At 67.6% G+C, this 16,301-nt stretch carries 14 protein-coding genes; 11 read left to right on the forward strand and 3 right to left on the reverse strand.

Features of this window, described 5'->3' with window-relative positions; genetic code table 11:
- The first annotated feature begins 244 nt into the window (after positions 1-244).
- Positions 245-1,603: an omega-aminotransferase AptA gene (aptA, locus tag ACN20X_RS28840; protein WP_016447223.1), complete on the forward strand. Its 1,359-nt coding sequence runs from the start codon at positions 245-247 to the stop codon at positions 1,601-1,603.
- A 79-nt stretch (positions 1,604-1,682) separates the two neighbouring features.
- Here aptA and ACN20X_RS28845 read toward each other — a convergent pair whose 3' ends face one another.
- Positions 1,683-2,711: a Bug family tripartite tricarboxylate transporter substrate binding protein gene (locus ACN20X_RS28845; RefSeq protein ID WP_016454212.1), complete on the reverse strand. Its 1,029-nt coding sequence runs from the start codon at positions 2,709-2,711 to the stop codon at positions 1,683-1,685.
- A 109-nt stretch (positions 2,712-2,820) separates the two neighbouring features.
- Positions 2,821-3,837 carry a FadR/GntR family transcriptional regulator gene (locus tag ACN20X_RS28850; RefSeq protein ID WP_160850968.1) on the reverse strand — a complete coding sequence of 339 codons (1,017 nt, stop codon included), beginning with the start codon at positions 3,835-3,837 and terminating at the stop codon, positions 2,821-2,823.
- A gap of 244 nt (positions 3,838-4,081) precedes the next feature.
- On the opposite strand from ACN20X_RS28850, the gene ACN20X_RS28855 reads away from it, so the two are divergent.
- The 10 genes from ACN20X_RS28855 to ACN20X_RS28900 all read left to right on the forward strand — a co-directional run bounded on the left by ACN20X_RS28855 (position 4,082) and on the right by ACN20X_RS28900 (position 15,451).
- Positions 4,082-5,287: an ABC transporter substrate-binding protein gene (locus tag ACN20X_RS28855; RefSeq protein WP_034365479.1), complete on the forward strand. Its 1,206-nt coding sequence runs from the start codon at positions 4,082-4,084 to the stop codon at positions 5,285-5,287.
- 194 nt (positions 5,288-5,481) lie between these two features.
- Complete coding sequence (locus tag ACN20X_RS28860) at positions 5,482-6,342, forward strand: branched-chain amino acid ABC transporter permease (RefSeq protein WP_016447227.1); 861 nt, start codon at positions 5,482-5,484, stop codon at positions 6,340-6,342.
- Positions 6,343-6,347: 5 nt separating this feature from the next.
- Positions 6,348-7,340: a branched-chain amino acid ABC transporter permease gene (locus tag ACN20X_RS28865; protein ID WP_016447228.1), complete on the forward strand. Its 993-nt coding sequence runs from the start codon at positions 6,348-6,350 to the stop codon at positions 7,338-7,340.
- Positions 7,337-8,116 carry an ABC transporter ATP-binding protein gene (locus ACN20X_RS28870; protein WP_012207823.1) on the forward strand — a complete coding sequence of 260 codons (780 nt, stop codon included), beginning with the start codon at positions 7,337-7,339 and terminating at the stop codon, positions 8,114-8,116. The genes ACN20X_RS28865 and ACN20X_RS28870 overlap by 4 nt, the downstream gene beginning before the upstream one ends.
- Positions 8,113-8,823 (forward strand): ABC transporter ATP-binding protein, encoded by a 711-nt coding sequence (locus ACN20X_RS28875; protein ID WP_013804788.1) that lies wholly within the window; start codon positions 8,113-8,115, stop codon positions 8,821-8,823. Before ACN20X_RS28870 ends, ACN20X_RS28875 begins: the two co-directional genes overlap by 4 nt.
- 32 nt (positions 8,824-8,855) lie before the next feature.
- Positions 8,856-10,151 carry a Zn-dependent hydrolase gene (locus ACN20X_RS28880; RefSeq protein WP_046984818.1) on the forward strand — a complete coding sequence of 432 codons (1,296 nt, stop codon included), beginning with the start codon at positions 8,856-8,858 and terminating at the stop codon, positions 10,149-10,151.
- Entirely contained in the window at positions 10,148-11,614 is a 1,467-nt protein-coding gene (locus tag ACN20X_RS28885; protein ID WP_074921141.1) for a M81 family metallopeptidase, read from the forward strand. Before ACN20X_RS28880 ends, ACN20X_RS28885 begins: the two co-directional genes overlap by 4 nt.
- 208 nt (positions 11,615-11,822) lie before the next feature.
- Complete coding sequence (locus ACN20X_RS28890) at positions 11,823-14,132, forward strand: NADP-dependent malic enzyme (RefSeq protein ID WP_016447231.1); 2,310 nt, start codon at positions 11,823-11,825, stop codon at positions 14,130-14,132.
- Positions 14,133-14,456: 324 nt separating this feature from the next.
- Complete coding sequence (locus ACN20X_RS28895) at positions 14,457-14,876, forward strand: guanyl-specific ribonuclease (protein WP_016447232.1); 420 nt, start codon at positions 14,457-14,459, stop codon at positions 14,874-14,876.
- Positions 14,877-15,025: 149 nt separating this feature from the next.
- Positions 15,026-15,451, forward strand: a complete 426-nt coding sequence (locus ACN20X_RS28900) for a barstar family protein (RefSeq protein ID WP_013804792.1) — start codon at positions 15,026-15,028, stop codon at positions 15,449-15,451.
- A 66-nt stretch (positions 15,452-15,517) separates the two neighbouring features.
- Here ACN20X_RS28900 and rsmA read toward each other — a convergent pair whose 3' ends face one another.
- Complete coding sequence (gene rsmA / locus ACN20X_RS28905) at positions 15,518-16,285, reverse strand: 16S rRNA (adenine(1518)-N(6)/adenine(1519)-N(6))-dimethyltransferase RsmA (RefSeq protein WP_017404994.1); 768 nt, start codon at positions 16,283-16,285, stop codon at positions 15,518-15,520.
- Positions 16,286-16,301: the final 16 nt, after the last annotated feature.

Consider the following 16,301-nt stretch of genomic DNA (forward strand, 5'->3'; position numbering starts at 1 on the left):
CCATTCGCCTCCCGGTGTGCTTGCCGGACATGGCCACCGCTACAGGGGAGCCACTATAGGGGAGCCACGGGGCGGCAGTGGCGACGGATTCCCCCAATGCGCGCACGCCATGCCGCGACCGGCAGGCGCTTGGTCACTTGCAGAAATATGCAAGTAAACCTCGATATCGTGCTCTTCGCGAAATCAAACAGCGCGCTCACAATGGGCCGATCCACATTTCTTCCCTAGGCTCGAGGAGATCGCCATGACCCTGGTTCCCACCGAACAAAGCGCCGCCCCCGCCACGCGCACCGATGCCGCCTGGCTCGAGGCCCACTGGATGCCCTTCACCGGCAACCGCGAGTTCAAGGCGCGCCCGCGCATGATCACCAGCGCCCAGGGCGCGTACTACACCGATGCCGACGGCCGCAAGATCTTCGACGGCCTGTCGGGCCTGTGGTGCTCGGGCCTGGGCCATGGCCGCCGCGAGATCGCCGAAGCCATCGGCCGCGCGGCCCAGCAGCTGGACTATGCGCCGGCCTTCCAGTTCGGCCACCCGGCCTCGTTCGCGCTGGCCAACAAGATCAAGGAGCTGACGCCCGCAGGCCTGGACCATGTGTTCTTCACGGGCTCGGGCTCGGAAGCCGCCGACACGGCGCTGAAGATGGCACGCGCCTACTGGCGCGCCAAGGGCCAGGGCGGCAAGACCCGGCTGATCGGGCGCGAGAAGGGCTACCACGGCGTGAACTTCGGCGGCATCTCCGTCGGCGGCATGGTGGGCAACCGCAAGACCTTCGGCCAGGGCGTGGAGGCCGACCACCTGCCGCACACGCAGCCGGCGCTGGGGTCCTTCCACAAAGGCATGCCTGCCACCGATGGCCGCGCGCTGGCCGACCGGCTGCTGGACCTGATCGCCCTGCATGACGCCAGCAACATCGCGGCCGTCATCGTCGAGCCCTTCTCGGGCTCGGCCGGCGTGGTGATTCCGCCGGCCGGCTACCTGCAGCGCCTGCGCGAGATCTGCACGCAGAACAACATCCTGCTGATCTTCGACGAGGTCATCACGGGCTTCGGCCGCTGCGGCGCCATGACGGGAGCGGAGGCCTTCGGCGTCACGCCCGACATCATGAACATCGCCAAGCAGGTGACCAATGGCGCCCAGCCCCTGGGCGCCGTGGTGGCCAGCAAGGAGATCTACGACACCTTCATGGCAGCGGGCGGCCCCGAGTACATGCTGGAGTTCCCGCACGGCTATACCTACTCGGCCCACCCCATTGCCTGCGCAGCGGGCGTGGCCGCGCTGGACCTGCTGCAGCGCGAGGACGGCCCGGGCCGCGTGCGCGCGCTGGCCCCGTTCTTCGAGCAGGCCGTGCACAGCCTCAAGGGAGCAAAGCATGTGGCCGACATCCGCAACTTCGGCCTGGCTGCGGGCTTCACCATCGAGTCGCTGCCCGGCGAGCCGGCCCGCCGTCCCTACGAGATCGCCATGAAGTGCTGGGACAAGGGCTTTTACGTGCGCTACGGCGGCGACACCATCCAGATCGCGCCGCCCTTCATCAGCGAGAAGGCCGAGATCGAGCGGCTGGTCAGCGCCCTGGGCGATGCCCTGACCGAAACGAACTGAGCATCTCCGGCACATGAGAAAAGCCCCTGGGCCGTGAGGCCGCAGGGGCTTTTTGCATGGCAACGGCAAGGCTGCGAAATCAGTCCAGCGTGATGCCCGCGTTCTTGATCACATCGCGCCACTTGTCCACTTCCACGCGCAGGAACTGGGCCGAGGCATCGGGCTTGAGGCCCGAGGGCAGCACGCCCATGGCGTCCAGCTTTTCCTTGACCTCGGGCGCGGGCAGGGCCTTGGCGATCTCGGCGTAGAGCCGGTCCACGATGGGCTTGGGCGTGCCTGCGGGCACGGCCGCGAGGAACCAGGCATCGGCCGTGAAGTCCTTGAGGCCGGCCTCCGACATGGTGGGCACGTCGGGCATGGACTGCAGGCGTTCGTTGTGGGCCACGGCCAGCGCGCGCACCTTGCCGGCCTTGAGCTGCGCGGCAATGGTCACGGCCGTGAGAAAGCCGAAGTCGGTCTCGCCGGCGGCCAGCGACACCACCGAAGGCGCGCTGCCCTTGTAGGGCACGTGGCCGATCTTGACCTTGGCCTGCATGGCATACAGCTCGGCGCCCAGATGGTTGGGTCCGCCCGTGCCCGACGAGGGGTAGTTGAGCTTGCCGGGCTGGGCCTGGGCCGCCGCCGTCAGCTCCTTGAGCGAGTGGAACGGGCTTTGCGCTCCCACGGTGAGCACCAGCGGGCTGCGCGCCACCAGGCTGATGGGCGCGAAGTCGCGCAGCGGGTCATAGGGCAGCTTGGTATACAGGCCCTTGGCCATGGCCATGCAGCCCACGTCGCCCAGCACCACGGTGTAGCCGTCGGCCGGCGCCTTGGCCACCAGGTCGCAGCCGATGGTGCCGTTGGCACCGGGCTTGTTGTCCACCACCACCGTGGTGTGCATGCTCTCGCCCAGCTTTTGCGCCAGCAGGCGGCCCAGGATGTCGGTGGAGCCACCGGGTGCGAAGGGCACGACCAGGCGAATGGTCTTGGACGGATAGCTGCCTGCGCCCTGGGCATGGGCAAGGGGCGCCGCCAGCGTGGCCGCCAGCGCAAGGCCGCCGGCCAGGGCGTGCCACAGGGCTGCGCGGCGCACCGGGGTGCGGGAGGATGCGAAAGGGGTTTGTCTCATGCTGTTGTCTCGTGAGGGGAATGCGTGAAGGCCAAGCGCGCGGCAGCATACCAGCAGCGGGCAGCGCGAAACGCGTGGCGTGGGGCGCCGATGACCGGTGCGGGACAGCTCAGGAGGCCGCGCGCTTGCGTGCGGCAGCAGGACGCGCGGACGTGGCCTTCGCAGGCGACTTTGCCGGAGTCTTCGCAGCCGTCTTTGCGGAGGCCTTTGGGATGGTTTTTGCGGGGGCCTTTGCCGGGGCCTTCGCGGTGGTCCTTGCGCTCGCCCTTGCCGTTGTTTTTGACGCAGTCCCTGGCGCTGTCGCTGCGGCCTTTTCCACCGGCTGCACGGCGCGTCGCGGACGCGGGCTGCGCAGGCTGTCGGCATCGAGGATGAGCCGGCCCTGGATGCGGCCCTTCATGCGCTTGACGCTGCTGGCCGCATCGCGCATGTGCTCCTGCATCAATGCGCGCACCTTCGCAGCATCGCGCTCGCGCGCGGCCTGCACGATGCTGCGGTGGAACTGCGCATTGGCCTCGCCGAAGCGCCGGTGCTCGGCCTGCGGAGTACGGTTGGCGAAGACGATGAGCTGGCGGATCATCTCGTTGATCAGCTCGCAGGTGAAGCGCAGGAACGGGTTGGGGTTGGCGGCCGCCAGGATGTCGTGGAAGTTCACGTCCTCGCGCCGCTGGCTCACCAGGTCGTCGCTGCTTTGCGTGGGATCGCAGCAGGCGATGCTGTGCTCCAGGGCCTCGAAATCGGCCTCGGTCAGATGGGGCACGGCGCCTGCCGCCAGCTCGGGCTCCAGCATCTGGCGCACCGTGTAGATGTCGTCGATGGTCACCTCCTGGAAGAACAGGTAGTTCTGCATGAACTGCAGCGTGCGGTCCAGCGGCACCTCCACGACCATGCCCCCGCCCGAAGGGCCCGTGGAGATGGTGATCAGCCCCTGCACTTCCAGCGACTTGAGAGCCTCGCGGATCGTTCCCTTACTGACCTGGAACTGGGCCTGCAGCTCGCTTTCGCGCGGCAGGCGGTCGCCGGGGCTGAGGTTCTTTTCGGTGATCAGGCGCTTGATCTCCTGGGCCACCAGATCCGGGCGCTTGAGCTGCCGGATCGCCAGGGGGGCCGACTTGGGTGTAGCCATTGTTGTGTTCTCCGGAAGGGCACCGGATCGTGTCCGCGCCCAGTCTGCATACGGGTTTGGTGCAGTATGCACCGCCATGGCGCGTGGGCGTTTGCGCCTAGGGTTAGCACGCGCCCTATTCCTTGTATTTATCACTATAAATATGAATCAAGGAGCCTGCACGCACCCGTTTCGACTGGCATGCAACTTGCTCTGAAAAGCGTACCCGGGCCGCAGCGCCTTCAGTCCCCATCACGGAGATCCCATGCAACGTCGTCACCTCCTGCAACTCTCGGCACTGGGCGCATTGCCCGCATCGCTGGGCCTGGGCCGCAGCGTCTGGGCGCAGTCCAAGGACAGCATCCAGTTCGCCTGCCCCGTGCCCATGTCGGGCGCCTTCGCGGCCAACGGCAAGTACGCGGACCTGGGCATGAAGCTGGCCATAGAGCAATACGGCAAGGCGCTGGGCCGCCCGCTGGCCTACACCGTGCTGGACACCGAGGGCAAGCCCGCCACGGCCGTGCGCAAGCTGCAGGAGTCTTCGCAGCAGCAGGGCACGCGCTTTTTCGCAGGCGGCATCCTGTCGTCGGAGGCGCTGGCCATGGGCAAGGAGGCCGAGAAGGCCGGCGGCATCTTCATCACCACCGCAGGCGCAGACGAGATCACGGGCAAGGACTGCAACAGCGCCACCTTCCGCTGGTCGGCACCCACCTTCGGCGCCATCGAGCAGACCGTGCGCCCGCTGATCGAATCCCTGCCCAAGGCCAAGCGCTGGTACACCATCACGCCGCAGTACGTGTTCGGCGACGGCCTGCTGACGGCGGCCAAGAACATCTTCAAGGAAAAGGGCATCGAGCATGTGGGCAACAGCTACCACTCGCTGACCGAAAAGGAGTTCAGCGGCTACCTGACCAATGCCGTGGCCGCCAAGCCCGACGTGCTGCTGCTGCTGAACTTCGGCGCCCAGTCCTCGGACACGCTGCGCCAGGCCATCAGCTTCGGCATGAACAAGAACATGACCATCCTGATCGCCTGGGCCTCGGGGCTGGAGCAGTTCGAGTCGCTGGGCGCCGACCTGTGCGACGGCGTGTACTTCGGCGCCCAGTACTGGCACACGGTGGACACGCCGCTCAACCGTGATCTGGTGCAGCGCTGCAACGACAAGTTCAAGGCCAATCCCAACTACAGCCTGGCCGGCCACTACATCTGCACCAAGCTGATGATCGATGCCATCGTCAAGGCCGGCACGGTCGACCCCAAGGCCGTGGTCGCCGCGCTGGAAGGCATGAAGTACCAGGGCCTGACGGGCGAGGAAGAGGTGCGCAAGGCAGACCACCAGGTGCTCAAGAACTACTACCTGCTCAAGGGCAAGGCCAAGTCCAAGATGAAGAACAAGGACGACTACGTGGATGTGGTCAGCTCCGGCAAGTCCTTCCTGCCCGTAGACCAGACCGGCTGCAAGCTGGTTTAGAGCTCCCCCTGAGGCGCTGCGCGCCTTCCCCCTCTCTCGCTTCGCGGGAGGGGGACGACACCCTCGGTGCGGGGCGGCCCTTCCTCGGTGTCCCTCACTTAGGCTGCGCCAGTTTCATAGGCACAGCACCATGACCGGCGTGCTTCAGAGCCACCGGGCACTTCGCCTCCTTCGTCCATCGTTTCGGACCCTGTATGAGCATCTATCTGCTTCAGACCATCAACGGGATCGGCATAGGCATGCTGTATTTCCTGTTGGCCGTGGGCCTGTCCATCGTTTTCGGCCTGCTGCGTTTCGTGAATTTCGCGCACGGTGCCTTCTACCTGCTGGGCGCCTATTTCTGCTACCAGATGACGCGCTGGGGCATGAGCTTCTGGCTGTCCCTGATCGTGGTGCCGCTGGCCGTGGGCGCGCTGGGCTGGCTGGTGGAAAAGCTCATGCTGCGCCATGTGTATGCCAAGGCGCATGAGTTCCACATCATCGTCACCGTGGGCCTGGCCCTGGTGGTGCAGGAGCTGGTGATCGTGCAATGGGGCCCGCTGGGCGACAGCGTGGCCGTGCCCGATCTGCTGCAGGGCGTGGTGATGTGGGGCAGCTTCGTCTATCCCAAGTACCGGCTGTTCGTGATCGGCTTCACCGCCGTGCTGGCCGTGCTGCTGTGGTGGCTGCTGGAAGGCACGCGGCTGGGCAGCGCGGTGCGCGCGGGCAGCGAATCGACCGAGATGGTGTCCCTGCTGGGCGTGAACGTGCTGCGCATCTTCAGCCTGGTGTTCGCGCTGGGCGCCGCCACGGCGGCGCTGGCCGGCGTGCTGGCCGCGCCCATACGCGGCGCAGAGCCCTTCATGGGCGTGGAGGCGCTGGGCGTGGCCTTCGTGATCGTGGTCGTGGGCGGGCTGGGCAGCTTCGGCGGCGCACTGGTCGGCGGCCTGCTGATCGGCATCGTGCAAAGCGTGATGAGCACGCTGTGGCCCGAGGGCGCGCGCCTGATGATCTACGTGGCCATGGCCGCCGTGCTGCTGCTGCGACCCCATGGCCTGCTGGGCCGCAAAGGATGAAGACCATGACCAGGCATTCCCATCTCCTTCTCGCGCTGGCCATCGTGGTGGCCATGCCGCTGTGCATGCAGTCGGGCTCGCTGGCCAGCGAAGTGCTGATCTTCGGCCTCGCGGCCATGGGCTGCAATCTGCTGCTGGGCTACACGGGGCTGCTGTCCTTCGGGCAGGGCATCTTCTTCGGGCTGGGCAGCTACACCATCGCCCTGCTGCTGACACGCTGGCCCCTGCCCATGCCGCTGGCCCTGCTGGCCGCCACCGCCATGGGCGCCGTGGGCGCGGCCATCGTCGGCTGGGTGGCCATACGCCAGCGCGGAACCTATTTCGTGATGCTCACCCTGGCGTTTGCGCAGATGTTCTACTTCATCGCCTACTCGGCCACGGACATCACCGGCGGCGACAACGGCCTGCTCGATGTGCCCCGCCCCGCCCTCGCGGTGGCCGGCCAGACGCTGTGGCCGCTGGCCACGCCCTGGCAGTACTACGGCTTTGTGGCCGTGCTCTTTCTGGTGGTGTTCTGGCTGCTGCGCCGCGTCTGCGACTCCATGTTCGGCCGCACGCTGCTGGCCGTGCGCGACAACGAGGAGCGCGCCGCCGCCGTGGGCTACGACCTGAGGCTGCTGAAGCTGCAGGCCTTCGTGATCTCGGGCGCAGTCACGGGCCTGGCCGGCGCGCTGCACGCCATGATGACGGGCATCGCCCCGCTGTCCAATGCCGAGTACCACACCAGCGAAATGATCCTGGTGATGACCGTGATCGGCGGCACGGGCAACCTGCTGGCCTCGGTGCTGGGCGCGGCCTTCTATGTGCTGCTGGGCGACTGGCTGTCCACCCTGTGGCCACGCTGGCTGCTGCTGCTGGGCGTGGTGCTGATGATCGTGAGCCTGGGCCTGCAGCGCGGCCTGTGGGGCCTGGGCGAGAGCCTGTGGGCCCTGGTGCGCCGCAAAGGGCCGGCAGATGCCGAGGCGGCCGCTGCAGAAACCAAAGGAGGCCAGGCATGAGCGCCGCAGCATCTCCCATCCTGCTCGAGGCCGTGGGCGTCGAGAAGCGCTATGACAAGTTCGTCGCCCTGGGCGGCGTGGACCTCAAGGTGCGCGCCCATACCGTGCACTCGGTGATCGGCCCCAACGGCGCGGGCAAGACCACCCTGTTCCACATGCTCACGGGCACCAAGAGCGTGAGCGGCGGGCGCATCGTGTTCGACGGCCACGACGTGACGCGCGAGCCCGACCACCGCCGCGTGCGGCGTGGCATGGCACGGTCCTTTCAGGTCACCAGCCTGTTCCTGACCCTGCCCGTGCGCGAGAACCTGCGCCTGGCCGCCCAGGGCGTGGCGCCCGCCAGGGCGCTGGACTGCTGGAACGCGCCCGTGGGTGCTCGCGCCCTGGCCGACACCGTGGCCAGCGTGCTCTCGCGCCTGGGCCTGGAGCGCCATGCGGACACGCCGGCCGGCAACCTCTCGCACGGCCAGCAGCGGCGGCTGGAGGTGGGCATGGCCCTGGCCGCGCGGCCCAAGGCCATCTTCCTGGACGAGCCGACCTCGGGCATGGGCATCGATGACCTGGACGAGATGAAGCGCCTGATCCAGGGCCTCAGGGATGAGCACACCGTGGTGCTCATCGAGCACAACATGAACATCGTCATGGACATCTCCGACACCATCACCGTCATGCAGCAGGGCCGTGTGCTGGCCGAAGGCCTGCCCCACGAGATCCGCGCCGACGAGCGTGTGCGCAGCGCCTATCTGGGCAACATGATCACGGGAGGAAAGGCATGAGCGGTCCCCTGCTTTCGGTCGAGGGCATACACGCCCACTACGGCAAGAGCCATGTGCTGCAGGGCGTGTCGCTGCAGGTGCAGGACGGCGAACTGGTCACGCTGCTGGGCCGCAACGGCGCGGGCAAGACCACCACGCTCAAGTCCATCGCGGGGGTGATGCAGCCCTCGCAGGGGCAGATCCGCTTCGGCGGCGAGCCCGTGCACCGGCTGGCCACGCACCAGGTGGCCCAGCGCGGCATCTGCCTGGTGCCCGAGCACCGCGGCATCTTCAAGCTGCTCACGGTGGAGGAGAACCTGCTGCTGGGCCAGCGCAAACGCTCGCCCTGGCAGCTGGCCGACATCTACCGCATCTTCCCGCGCCTCAAGGAGCGGCGCGGCAACGGCGGCGGGCAGCTGTCGGGTGGCGAGCAGCAGATGCTGGCCATAGGCCGCGCCCTGATGAACGCGCCGCGCCTGCTCATGCTGGACGAGCCCGTCGAGGGCCTGGCGCCCGTGATCGTGGAGGAGATCGTGGCCCAGCTCAAGACCATCAAGGCCGCTGGCGTGGCGATCTTGCTGGTGGAGCAGAACCTGGAGGTCTGTACCCAGCTGGCCGACCGCCACTACATCATCGAACAGGGTGCGATTGCGCACGAGGCAGGCAATGCCGCTTTCCTGGCCGATGACGCCATCAAGGACCGGTATCTCGGTGTAGGGATCGCCTGATCAACCGCCTTTCGCATTCCCAGGAGTCATTCATGGATCTCAGTACCCCTCTTGCAGCCGCCGCCGTTGCGGCCGGGCTGCGCACCGACGGCGCCCGCCTGTGGCAATCGCTGATGGACCTGGCGCGCATAGGCGCCACACCCAAGGGCGGCGTGTGCCGCCTGGCGCTGACGGACCTGGACCGCCAGGGGCGCGATCTCTTCGTGCAGTGGGCGCGCGAGGCTGGCTGCAGCATCCGCGTCGATGCCATCGGCAACATCTTCGCGCGCCGCGCAGGCCTGGACGATGCGCTGCCGCCCGTGATGACGGGCAGCCACATCGACACCCAGCCCACGGGCGGCAAGTTCGACGGCAACTACGGCGTGCTGGCCGGGCTGGAGGTGCTGCGCACGCTCAACGATGGCGGGGTGCGCACGCGCGCCCCGTTGGAAGTGGTCGTGTGGACCAACGAGGAAGGCTCGCGCTTCGTGCCTGTGATGATGGGCTCGGGCGTGTTCGTCAATGCCTTCACGCTGGAGCATGCGCTGGCCCAGCGCGATGCCCAGGGCGTGAGCGTGGACGAGGCGCTGCGCGCCATCGGCTATGCCGGGCCGGCCGGCCCGGCGCCTGCGGTGGGCGCGTATTTCGAGGCCCATATCGAGCAGGGCCCGGTGCTGGAAAACCATGAACGCGTGATCGGCGTGGTCAGCGCCGCGCTGGGCCAGCGCTGGTACGACGTCAGCGTGCAGGGCATGGAGGCCCATGCCGGCCCCACGCCCATGGAGCTGCGCCGCGACGCCCTGCTGGCCGCCAGCTGCATTGTGGCCGAGGTCAACCGCATCGCCCTGGACCGCCTGCCGCATGCGCGCGGCACCGTGGGATCGCTGGAGGTGTTTCCCAACTCGCGCAACGTGATCCCGGGCGGCGTCAAGCTCAGCGTGGACCTGCGCGCGCCGGACGACGGCCAGTTGCTGGACATGGATGCCGCACTGCGCGCGGCCTGCGAGCGCATTGCCACCGCGCGTGGCGTGACCATTGGCGTGGAGCAGGTCGTCTACTTCCCGCCCCAGCCCTTCACGCCGCACCTGGTGGAGGCCGTGCGCGCCAATGCGGCCGACCTGGGCTACAGCGCCATGGACGTGGTCAGCGGCGCGGGCCACGATGCCGTCTACCTGGCGCGCGTGGCGCCTGCCGCCATGATCTTCGTGCCCTGCGCCGACGGCATCAGCCACAACGAGATCGAGGATGCCGAGCCCGCCCACCTGGAGGCCGGCTGCAACGTGCTGCTGCGCGCCATGCTGGCGGCCGCGGGCGTGGTGCAGGCAGCGGACGGCGGGGTGCCGGCATGAAGATCCTGATCGCCCGGCTCAACCACGAGACCAATACCTTCTCGCCCGTGCCCACGCCCATCGAGGCGTTTGCGCCCACCTATGGCGAGGCGGCCTATTCGGCCAACAAGGGCATGCGCACGGCCATGGCCGCCTTCATCGACCTGGCCGAGGCGGCGGGCGCCACCCTGGTCACGCCGGTATCGGCCACCTCCAATCCCAGCGGCCCCGTGCATGCGGCCGCCTATGACGAACTCACGCACCGCATCGTGGCGGCCGCGCCGGGCTGCGATGCCATCTTGCTGGACCTGCACGGCGCCATGGTGGCCGAGAACAGCGCCGACGGCGAAGGTGACCTGCTCGAACGCGTGCGCGCCGCCGCGCCCGGCGTGCCCGTTGGCGTGGCGCTGGACCTGCACGGCAACATCACCGAAAAAATGGTGGGCAATGCCGACGTGATGGTGGGCTTCAAGACCTATCCGCACATCGACATGTACGAGACCGGCGAGCATGCGGGCCGCCTGCTGCTGGACATGCTGGCCGGCCGCGCGCGCTACGCCGTGTGCTGGCACCGCCTGCCCCTGATGAGCCATACGCTGCGCAGCACCACGCTGGACGGCCCCATGCTGGACGCCGTGAACGCAGCGCGCGCCCTGGAAGCGGAGGGCCTGCCCGCGGTCTCGGTGTTCGGCGGCTTCTCGCTGGCCGACATCGCCGCGCCCTGCGTGAGCGTGGTCGCCACCTGCAGGACTGACGAACGCGCGGCCACCCAGGCGAGCGTGGACGCGCTGGCCGCCCGGATCTGGCAGCGCCGCGCCGACTTCGTCTACCGCAGCGAGCCGCTGGCCGATTCGCTGCGCCGCGCCCAGGCCCTGGCCGACGGCGCCGACCGCCCCGTGCTGCTGCTCGACCATGGCGACAACTGCATGTCCGGCGGCACCTGCGACACCATGGACGTGCTGCAGACCGCGCTGGAGCTGGGCCTGTCAGGCATTGCCGTGGGCCCGCTGTGCGACCCCGAAGCGGTTGCCTCGCTCACGGCGGCGGGCGAAGGCGCCGAGGTGGAGATCGCGCTGGGCAACAAGGTCTCGCTGGAACGCATCGGCCTTCACAAGCAGCCGCTGCGGCTGCGCGGCACGGTGCGCGCCGTCAGCGACGGCGCCTACACGGTCAGCGGCCCCATCTACACCGGCCAGCGCTGCCACATGGGCCGCACGGTCTGCCTGGACACGGGCGCAGCGCAGATCGTGATCACCGAGCAGACGCACGAGCCCTGGGACCTGGGCGTGTTCCACTGCGTGGGCATGGACCCGACGCGCTTTCGCTTCGTGCTGCTCAAGTCGCGCATGTATTGCCGGCCCGTCTTCGTGCCGCTGTCGGCCGGCCTGGTCGAGTGCGACAGCCCCGGCGTGACCACCTCGGACTATTCGCGCTTTCCGTTCGCCCAGGTCAGCCGCCCGGTGTTTCCGCTGGACGCCATCTGATGGACGCCATCTGATTGCCCGGCTTTGCGGCGCCGCGCAAGCAAAGACCGCCGCCGCCGCGGGACATTGGGCAACCAGGCATCACAACAGTTTCACAGCAGGGCCCGGCTATTGCCTGTCGGCCTACAATCGGTTCCCCCCTACCTCGGCCGACGGCACGCGGGCTGATCCGCGCGTGCGTTGGCCATGCCTTCGCTGGAGACGCTTGATGTCCGACAACACGGCCCCGACCCCTTCCGATAAACGTGCCCAGCTGCGCCGTGCCGCACTCGAATACCACGAGTTTCCCAAGCCCGGCAAGCTGACCATCGTGCCGACCAAGCCCATGGCCAACCAGCATGACCTGGCCCTGGCCTACTCGCCCGGCGTGGCAGCGCCCTGCGAAGAGATCGTCAAGGACCCGGCCGCCGCCTTCAAGTACACGGCGCGCGGCAACCTGGTGGCCGTGATCTCCAACGGCACGGCCGTGCTGGGACTGGGCGACATCGGCGCGCTGGCCTCCAAGCCGGTGATGGAAGGCAAGGCCGTCCTGTTCAAGAAGTTCGCGGGCGTGGACGTCTTCGACATCGAGATCAACGAGAAGGACCCGCAAAAGCTGGTCGACGTGATCGCCGCGCTGGAGCCCACCTTCGGCGCCATCAACCTGGAAGACATCAAGGCGCCCGAGTGCTTCTTCGTGGAGCGCGAACTGCGCCGCCGCCTGAAGATCCCCGTCTTCCACGATGACCAGCACGGCACGGCCATCACCGTGGCTGCGGCCATGGTCAACGCGCTCAAGGTCGCGGGCAAGAAGATCGAGGAGGTCCGGCTCGTCGCCTCGGGCGCGGGCGCCGCTGCCCTGGCCTGCCTGAACCTGCTGCTCAAGGTCGGCCTGCGCCGGGAGAACGTGTTCGTCACCGACCTGGCCGGCGTGGTCTACGAAGGCCGCACCGAACTGATGGACGAGGACAAGGCCCAGTTCGCACGCGCCACCGAGCTGCGCACCCTGGGCCAGGTCATCGAAGGCGCCGACGTCTTCCTGGGCCTGTCCGCTGGCGGCGTGCTCAAGCAGGACATGGTGGTCAAGATGGCCGCGCGCCCGGTGATCTTCGCGCTGGCCAATCCCAACCCCGAAATCGTTCCCGAAGATGTCAAGGCCGTGCGCAGCGACGCCATCATCGCCACGGGCCGCTCGGACTATCCCAACCAGGTCAACAACGTCCTGTGCTTCCCGTACATCTTCCGCGGTGCGCTGGACTGCGGCGCGACCACCATCACCACCGAGATGGAAATCGCCACCGTCCACGCCATCGCCGAACTGGCCCAGGCCGAGCAGAGCGAGGAAGTGGCGGCAGCCTACGTGGGCGAGCAGCTGAGCTTCGGTCCTGAGTACCTGATCCCCAAGCCCTTCGATCCGCGCCTGATGATGAAGATCGCCTCGGCCGTGGCCCAGGCTGCCGCCGAATGCGGCGTGGCCCAGCGCCCGATCCAGGACATGGATGCCTACCGCGCCCATCTGCAGACCTTCGTCTACGCCTCGGGCACGATGATGAAGCCGCTGTTCGCCACGGCCAAGAAGGCCACCAAGAAGCGCGTGGCCTATGCCGAAGGCGAGGAAGAGCGCATCCTGCGCGCCGCGCAGATCGTGGTGGACGAGCGCATTGCGCGCCCCACGCTGATCGGTCGCCCGGCCATCATTGCCCAGCGCATCGAGAAGTTCGGCCTGCGCCTGAAGGAGGGCCAGGACTACGACGTGGTCAACGTCGAGCACGACGAGCGCTACCGCGACTTCTGGCAGACCTACCACCGCATGACCGAGCGCAAGGGCATCACCGTGCCCATCGCCAGGATCGAGATGCGCCGCCGCCTGACCCTGATCGGCTCCATGCTGCTGCACAAGGGCGAAGTGGACGGCCTGATCACCGGCACCTGGGGCCAGACATCGCACCACCTGCAGTACGTGGACCAGGTGATCGGCCGCCGCGCCGGCGTGCAGACCTATGCCTGCATGAACGGCCTGCTGCTGCCCGACCGCCAGGTCTTCCTGGTGGACACCCACGTCAACTACGACCCCACGGCCGAGCAGCTGGCCGAGATCACCATCATGGCCGCCGAGGAAATGATGCGCTTCGGCGTCAAGCCCAAGGCCGCCCTGCTGTCGCACTCCAACTACGGCTCCAGCAACCAGCCCAGCGCCGTCAAGATGCGCCAGACCCTGGAGCTGCTGCGCGAGCAGGCCCCCTGGCTGGAAGTGGACGGCGAGATGCACGGCGACGTGGCCCTGGACGGCAAGGCCCGCGCCCAGCTCATGCCCAACAGCACGCTGCTGGGCAATGCCAACCTGCTGGTCATGCCCAACATCGACGCGGCCAACATCAGCTACAACCTGCTCAAGCAGGCCGCTGGCGGCGGCATTGCCATCGGCCCCGTGTTGCTGGGCGCCGCTCGTCCCGTGCACATCCTCACGCCGAGCACGACGGTGCGCCGCATCGTCAACATGACGGCGCTGACGGTGGCGGACGCTAACGCTAACCGTTAAGCACCCCCTGAGCGGCTTCGCCGCTTCCCCCGTGTGCACGGCGCCCTCTCTCGCTTCGCGGGAGGGGGACGACACCCTCGCTGCGGGGCGGCCCTTGCTCGGTGTCCCTCGTTTTGGCCGCGCGCGTTTTTGAGACAACGGGCGGCATTTGCATTGAATGGAAGGCAACTCAGGCGCAGAGTTGCCTTCTCACTGTTCAATCCCCAGACATTTCCTCGGTCAAGCTGCCTGTTTTTTAGGCAGAACTTGCATTTTGAGGGGTGTTCCGTCACACTAGCGGGTCGAGATTTCAGGGCTTCCCTGGATTTCTGAAAGGTGTAGTTGATGCTGAAGGCAGCCGCCGCCAAGGCGTACCAGTCCGGTCTAGCGCTCATCGTCGGGGCCGCCTTTGTGCTGTCGCCCTCGCTCGCTGATGCGCGCCGCTCGGCGCCCGAGAGCGCGGATTCGACGGCGGCCATGGCCACCGTCACCCTGTCAGAGCTGCCGCGCGAAGGCCGTTCCACCTATACGCTGATCCTGCGCGGCGGGCCTTTTGCCCACGACAAGGACGGCACGGTGTTCGGCAACCGCGAGCGCATCCTGCCGCGCCAGTCGCGCGGCTACTACCGTGAGTACACGGTGCGCACGCCCGGCTCGCGTGACCGCGGAGCCCGCCGCATCGTCTGCGGCGGAGAGCCCCAGCAGCCCGATGCCTGCTACTACACCAGCGACCACTACAGCAGCTTTCGCAAGATCATCGAATGACCTCGACCCAGTCTTTGCAGCCAGTTCGACCCTCCGCGTCCGACGCAGTGCGCTGGCAGGGGTCTGCATTTCATCCACAGCCCGGGGACGCCGCAGGCCAGGTGCCCGTACCCGCAGGCCACATCCACGTTAGAGAAAGAGCCACGGAGATGGATGCACCACTTCGTAAGATCCCGGACACCCCTTTGCGGAACGTGCGCGCCAACATCGTGCAGTCCATCCGCGCCTACAGGGTGGAGGATCTGCAACAGGCGGCCGAGACGCTGGGGTGCCATTTCCTGTATGCCAACCTGGCCCATGCGCAGACCAAGGCCGACATCCTGGAGCTGCTGGCCACGCAGTTCTTCTTCCCCGCGCATTTCGGCAAGAACTTCGACGCGCTCTACGACTGCCTGACCGACCCCATCCACAAGGCCGGCCCGCAGCCGGGCTTTGTGCTCGTGCTCGACCAGATCCCGACCACGCCCAAGTTCGACAAGGAAGTGCGCGAGCAGCTGCTGGACAGCTTCCGCGACGCGGCCGAGTACTGGGCCGAGCGCAAGATCCCGTTCCGCTGCTTCTACTCTTTCCTGTAAGAGCCGCACATTGATTGCACGGCGCCAGCGTCCCATGTGGGCGCTGGCGCCGTGCGCCACCTGCGTCTAGCTGCGCGTGAACCGGGCTGCAAGTGCCTCGTACTCGGACACCGGCACTTCCTCGGCGCGGCGCTGCAGGTCGAACTCCCCGTCAAAGCCCTTGGCTTCCAGCCAGCGCCCCAGCGTGTTGCGCAGGATCTTGCGCCGCTGGCTGAAGGCCACCTGCACCATCTCCTCCAGCAGCTTCGCGTCCAGGGCCGCCGGCGCCTCGCGCGGGACCATGCGCACGACGGCGCTGTCCACCTTGGGCGGCGGATTGAAGCTCTCGGGCGGCACGTACAGCACGCTCTCCATCGCATAGCGCCACTGCAGCATGACCGTCAGCCGCCCATAGGCGGCCGTGGCCGGAGAGGCCACCATGCGGTCGATGACCTCCTTTTGCAGCATGAAGTGCTGGTCCTCGACCACGTCCACCTGCTCGAGCAGGTGAAAGAGGATGGGGCTGGAGATGTTGTAGGGCAGGTTGCCCGCAATGCGCAGCTTGGGCACGCCCAGGCGCGCAGCGATGGCGCGAAAGTCCACCTTGAGCACGTCGGACTCGACCACGTCGAGCTGCTCGTGCAGGCGCAGGCGCACGGCCAGGTCGCGGTCCAGTTCGATCACGGTGAGCCGGCCCAGGCGCTCGACCAGGGGCTGGGTCAGGGCCATCAGGCCCGGACCGATCTCGACCATGGACTGGCCCGGCCGGGGATCGATGGCACGCACGATGCCGTCGATGATGCCGCCATCGGTCAGGAAGTTCTGGCCGAAGCGTTTGCGAGGAATGTGTTTCATAGAAAAAGCAAGGCGG

This window comes from Delftia sp. PX-1 (genome assembly GCF_055797465.1).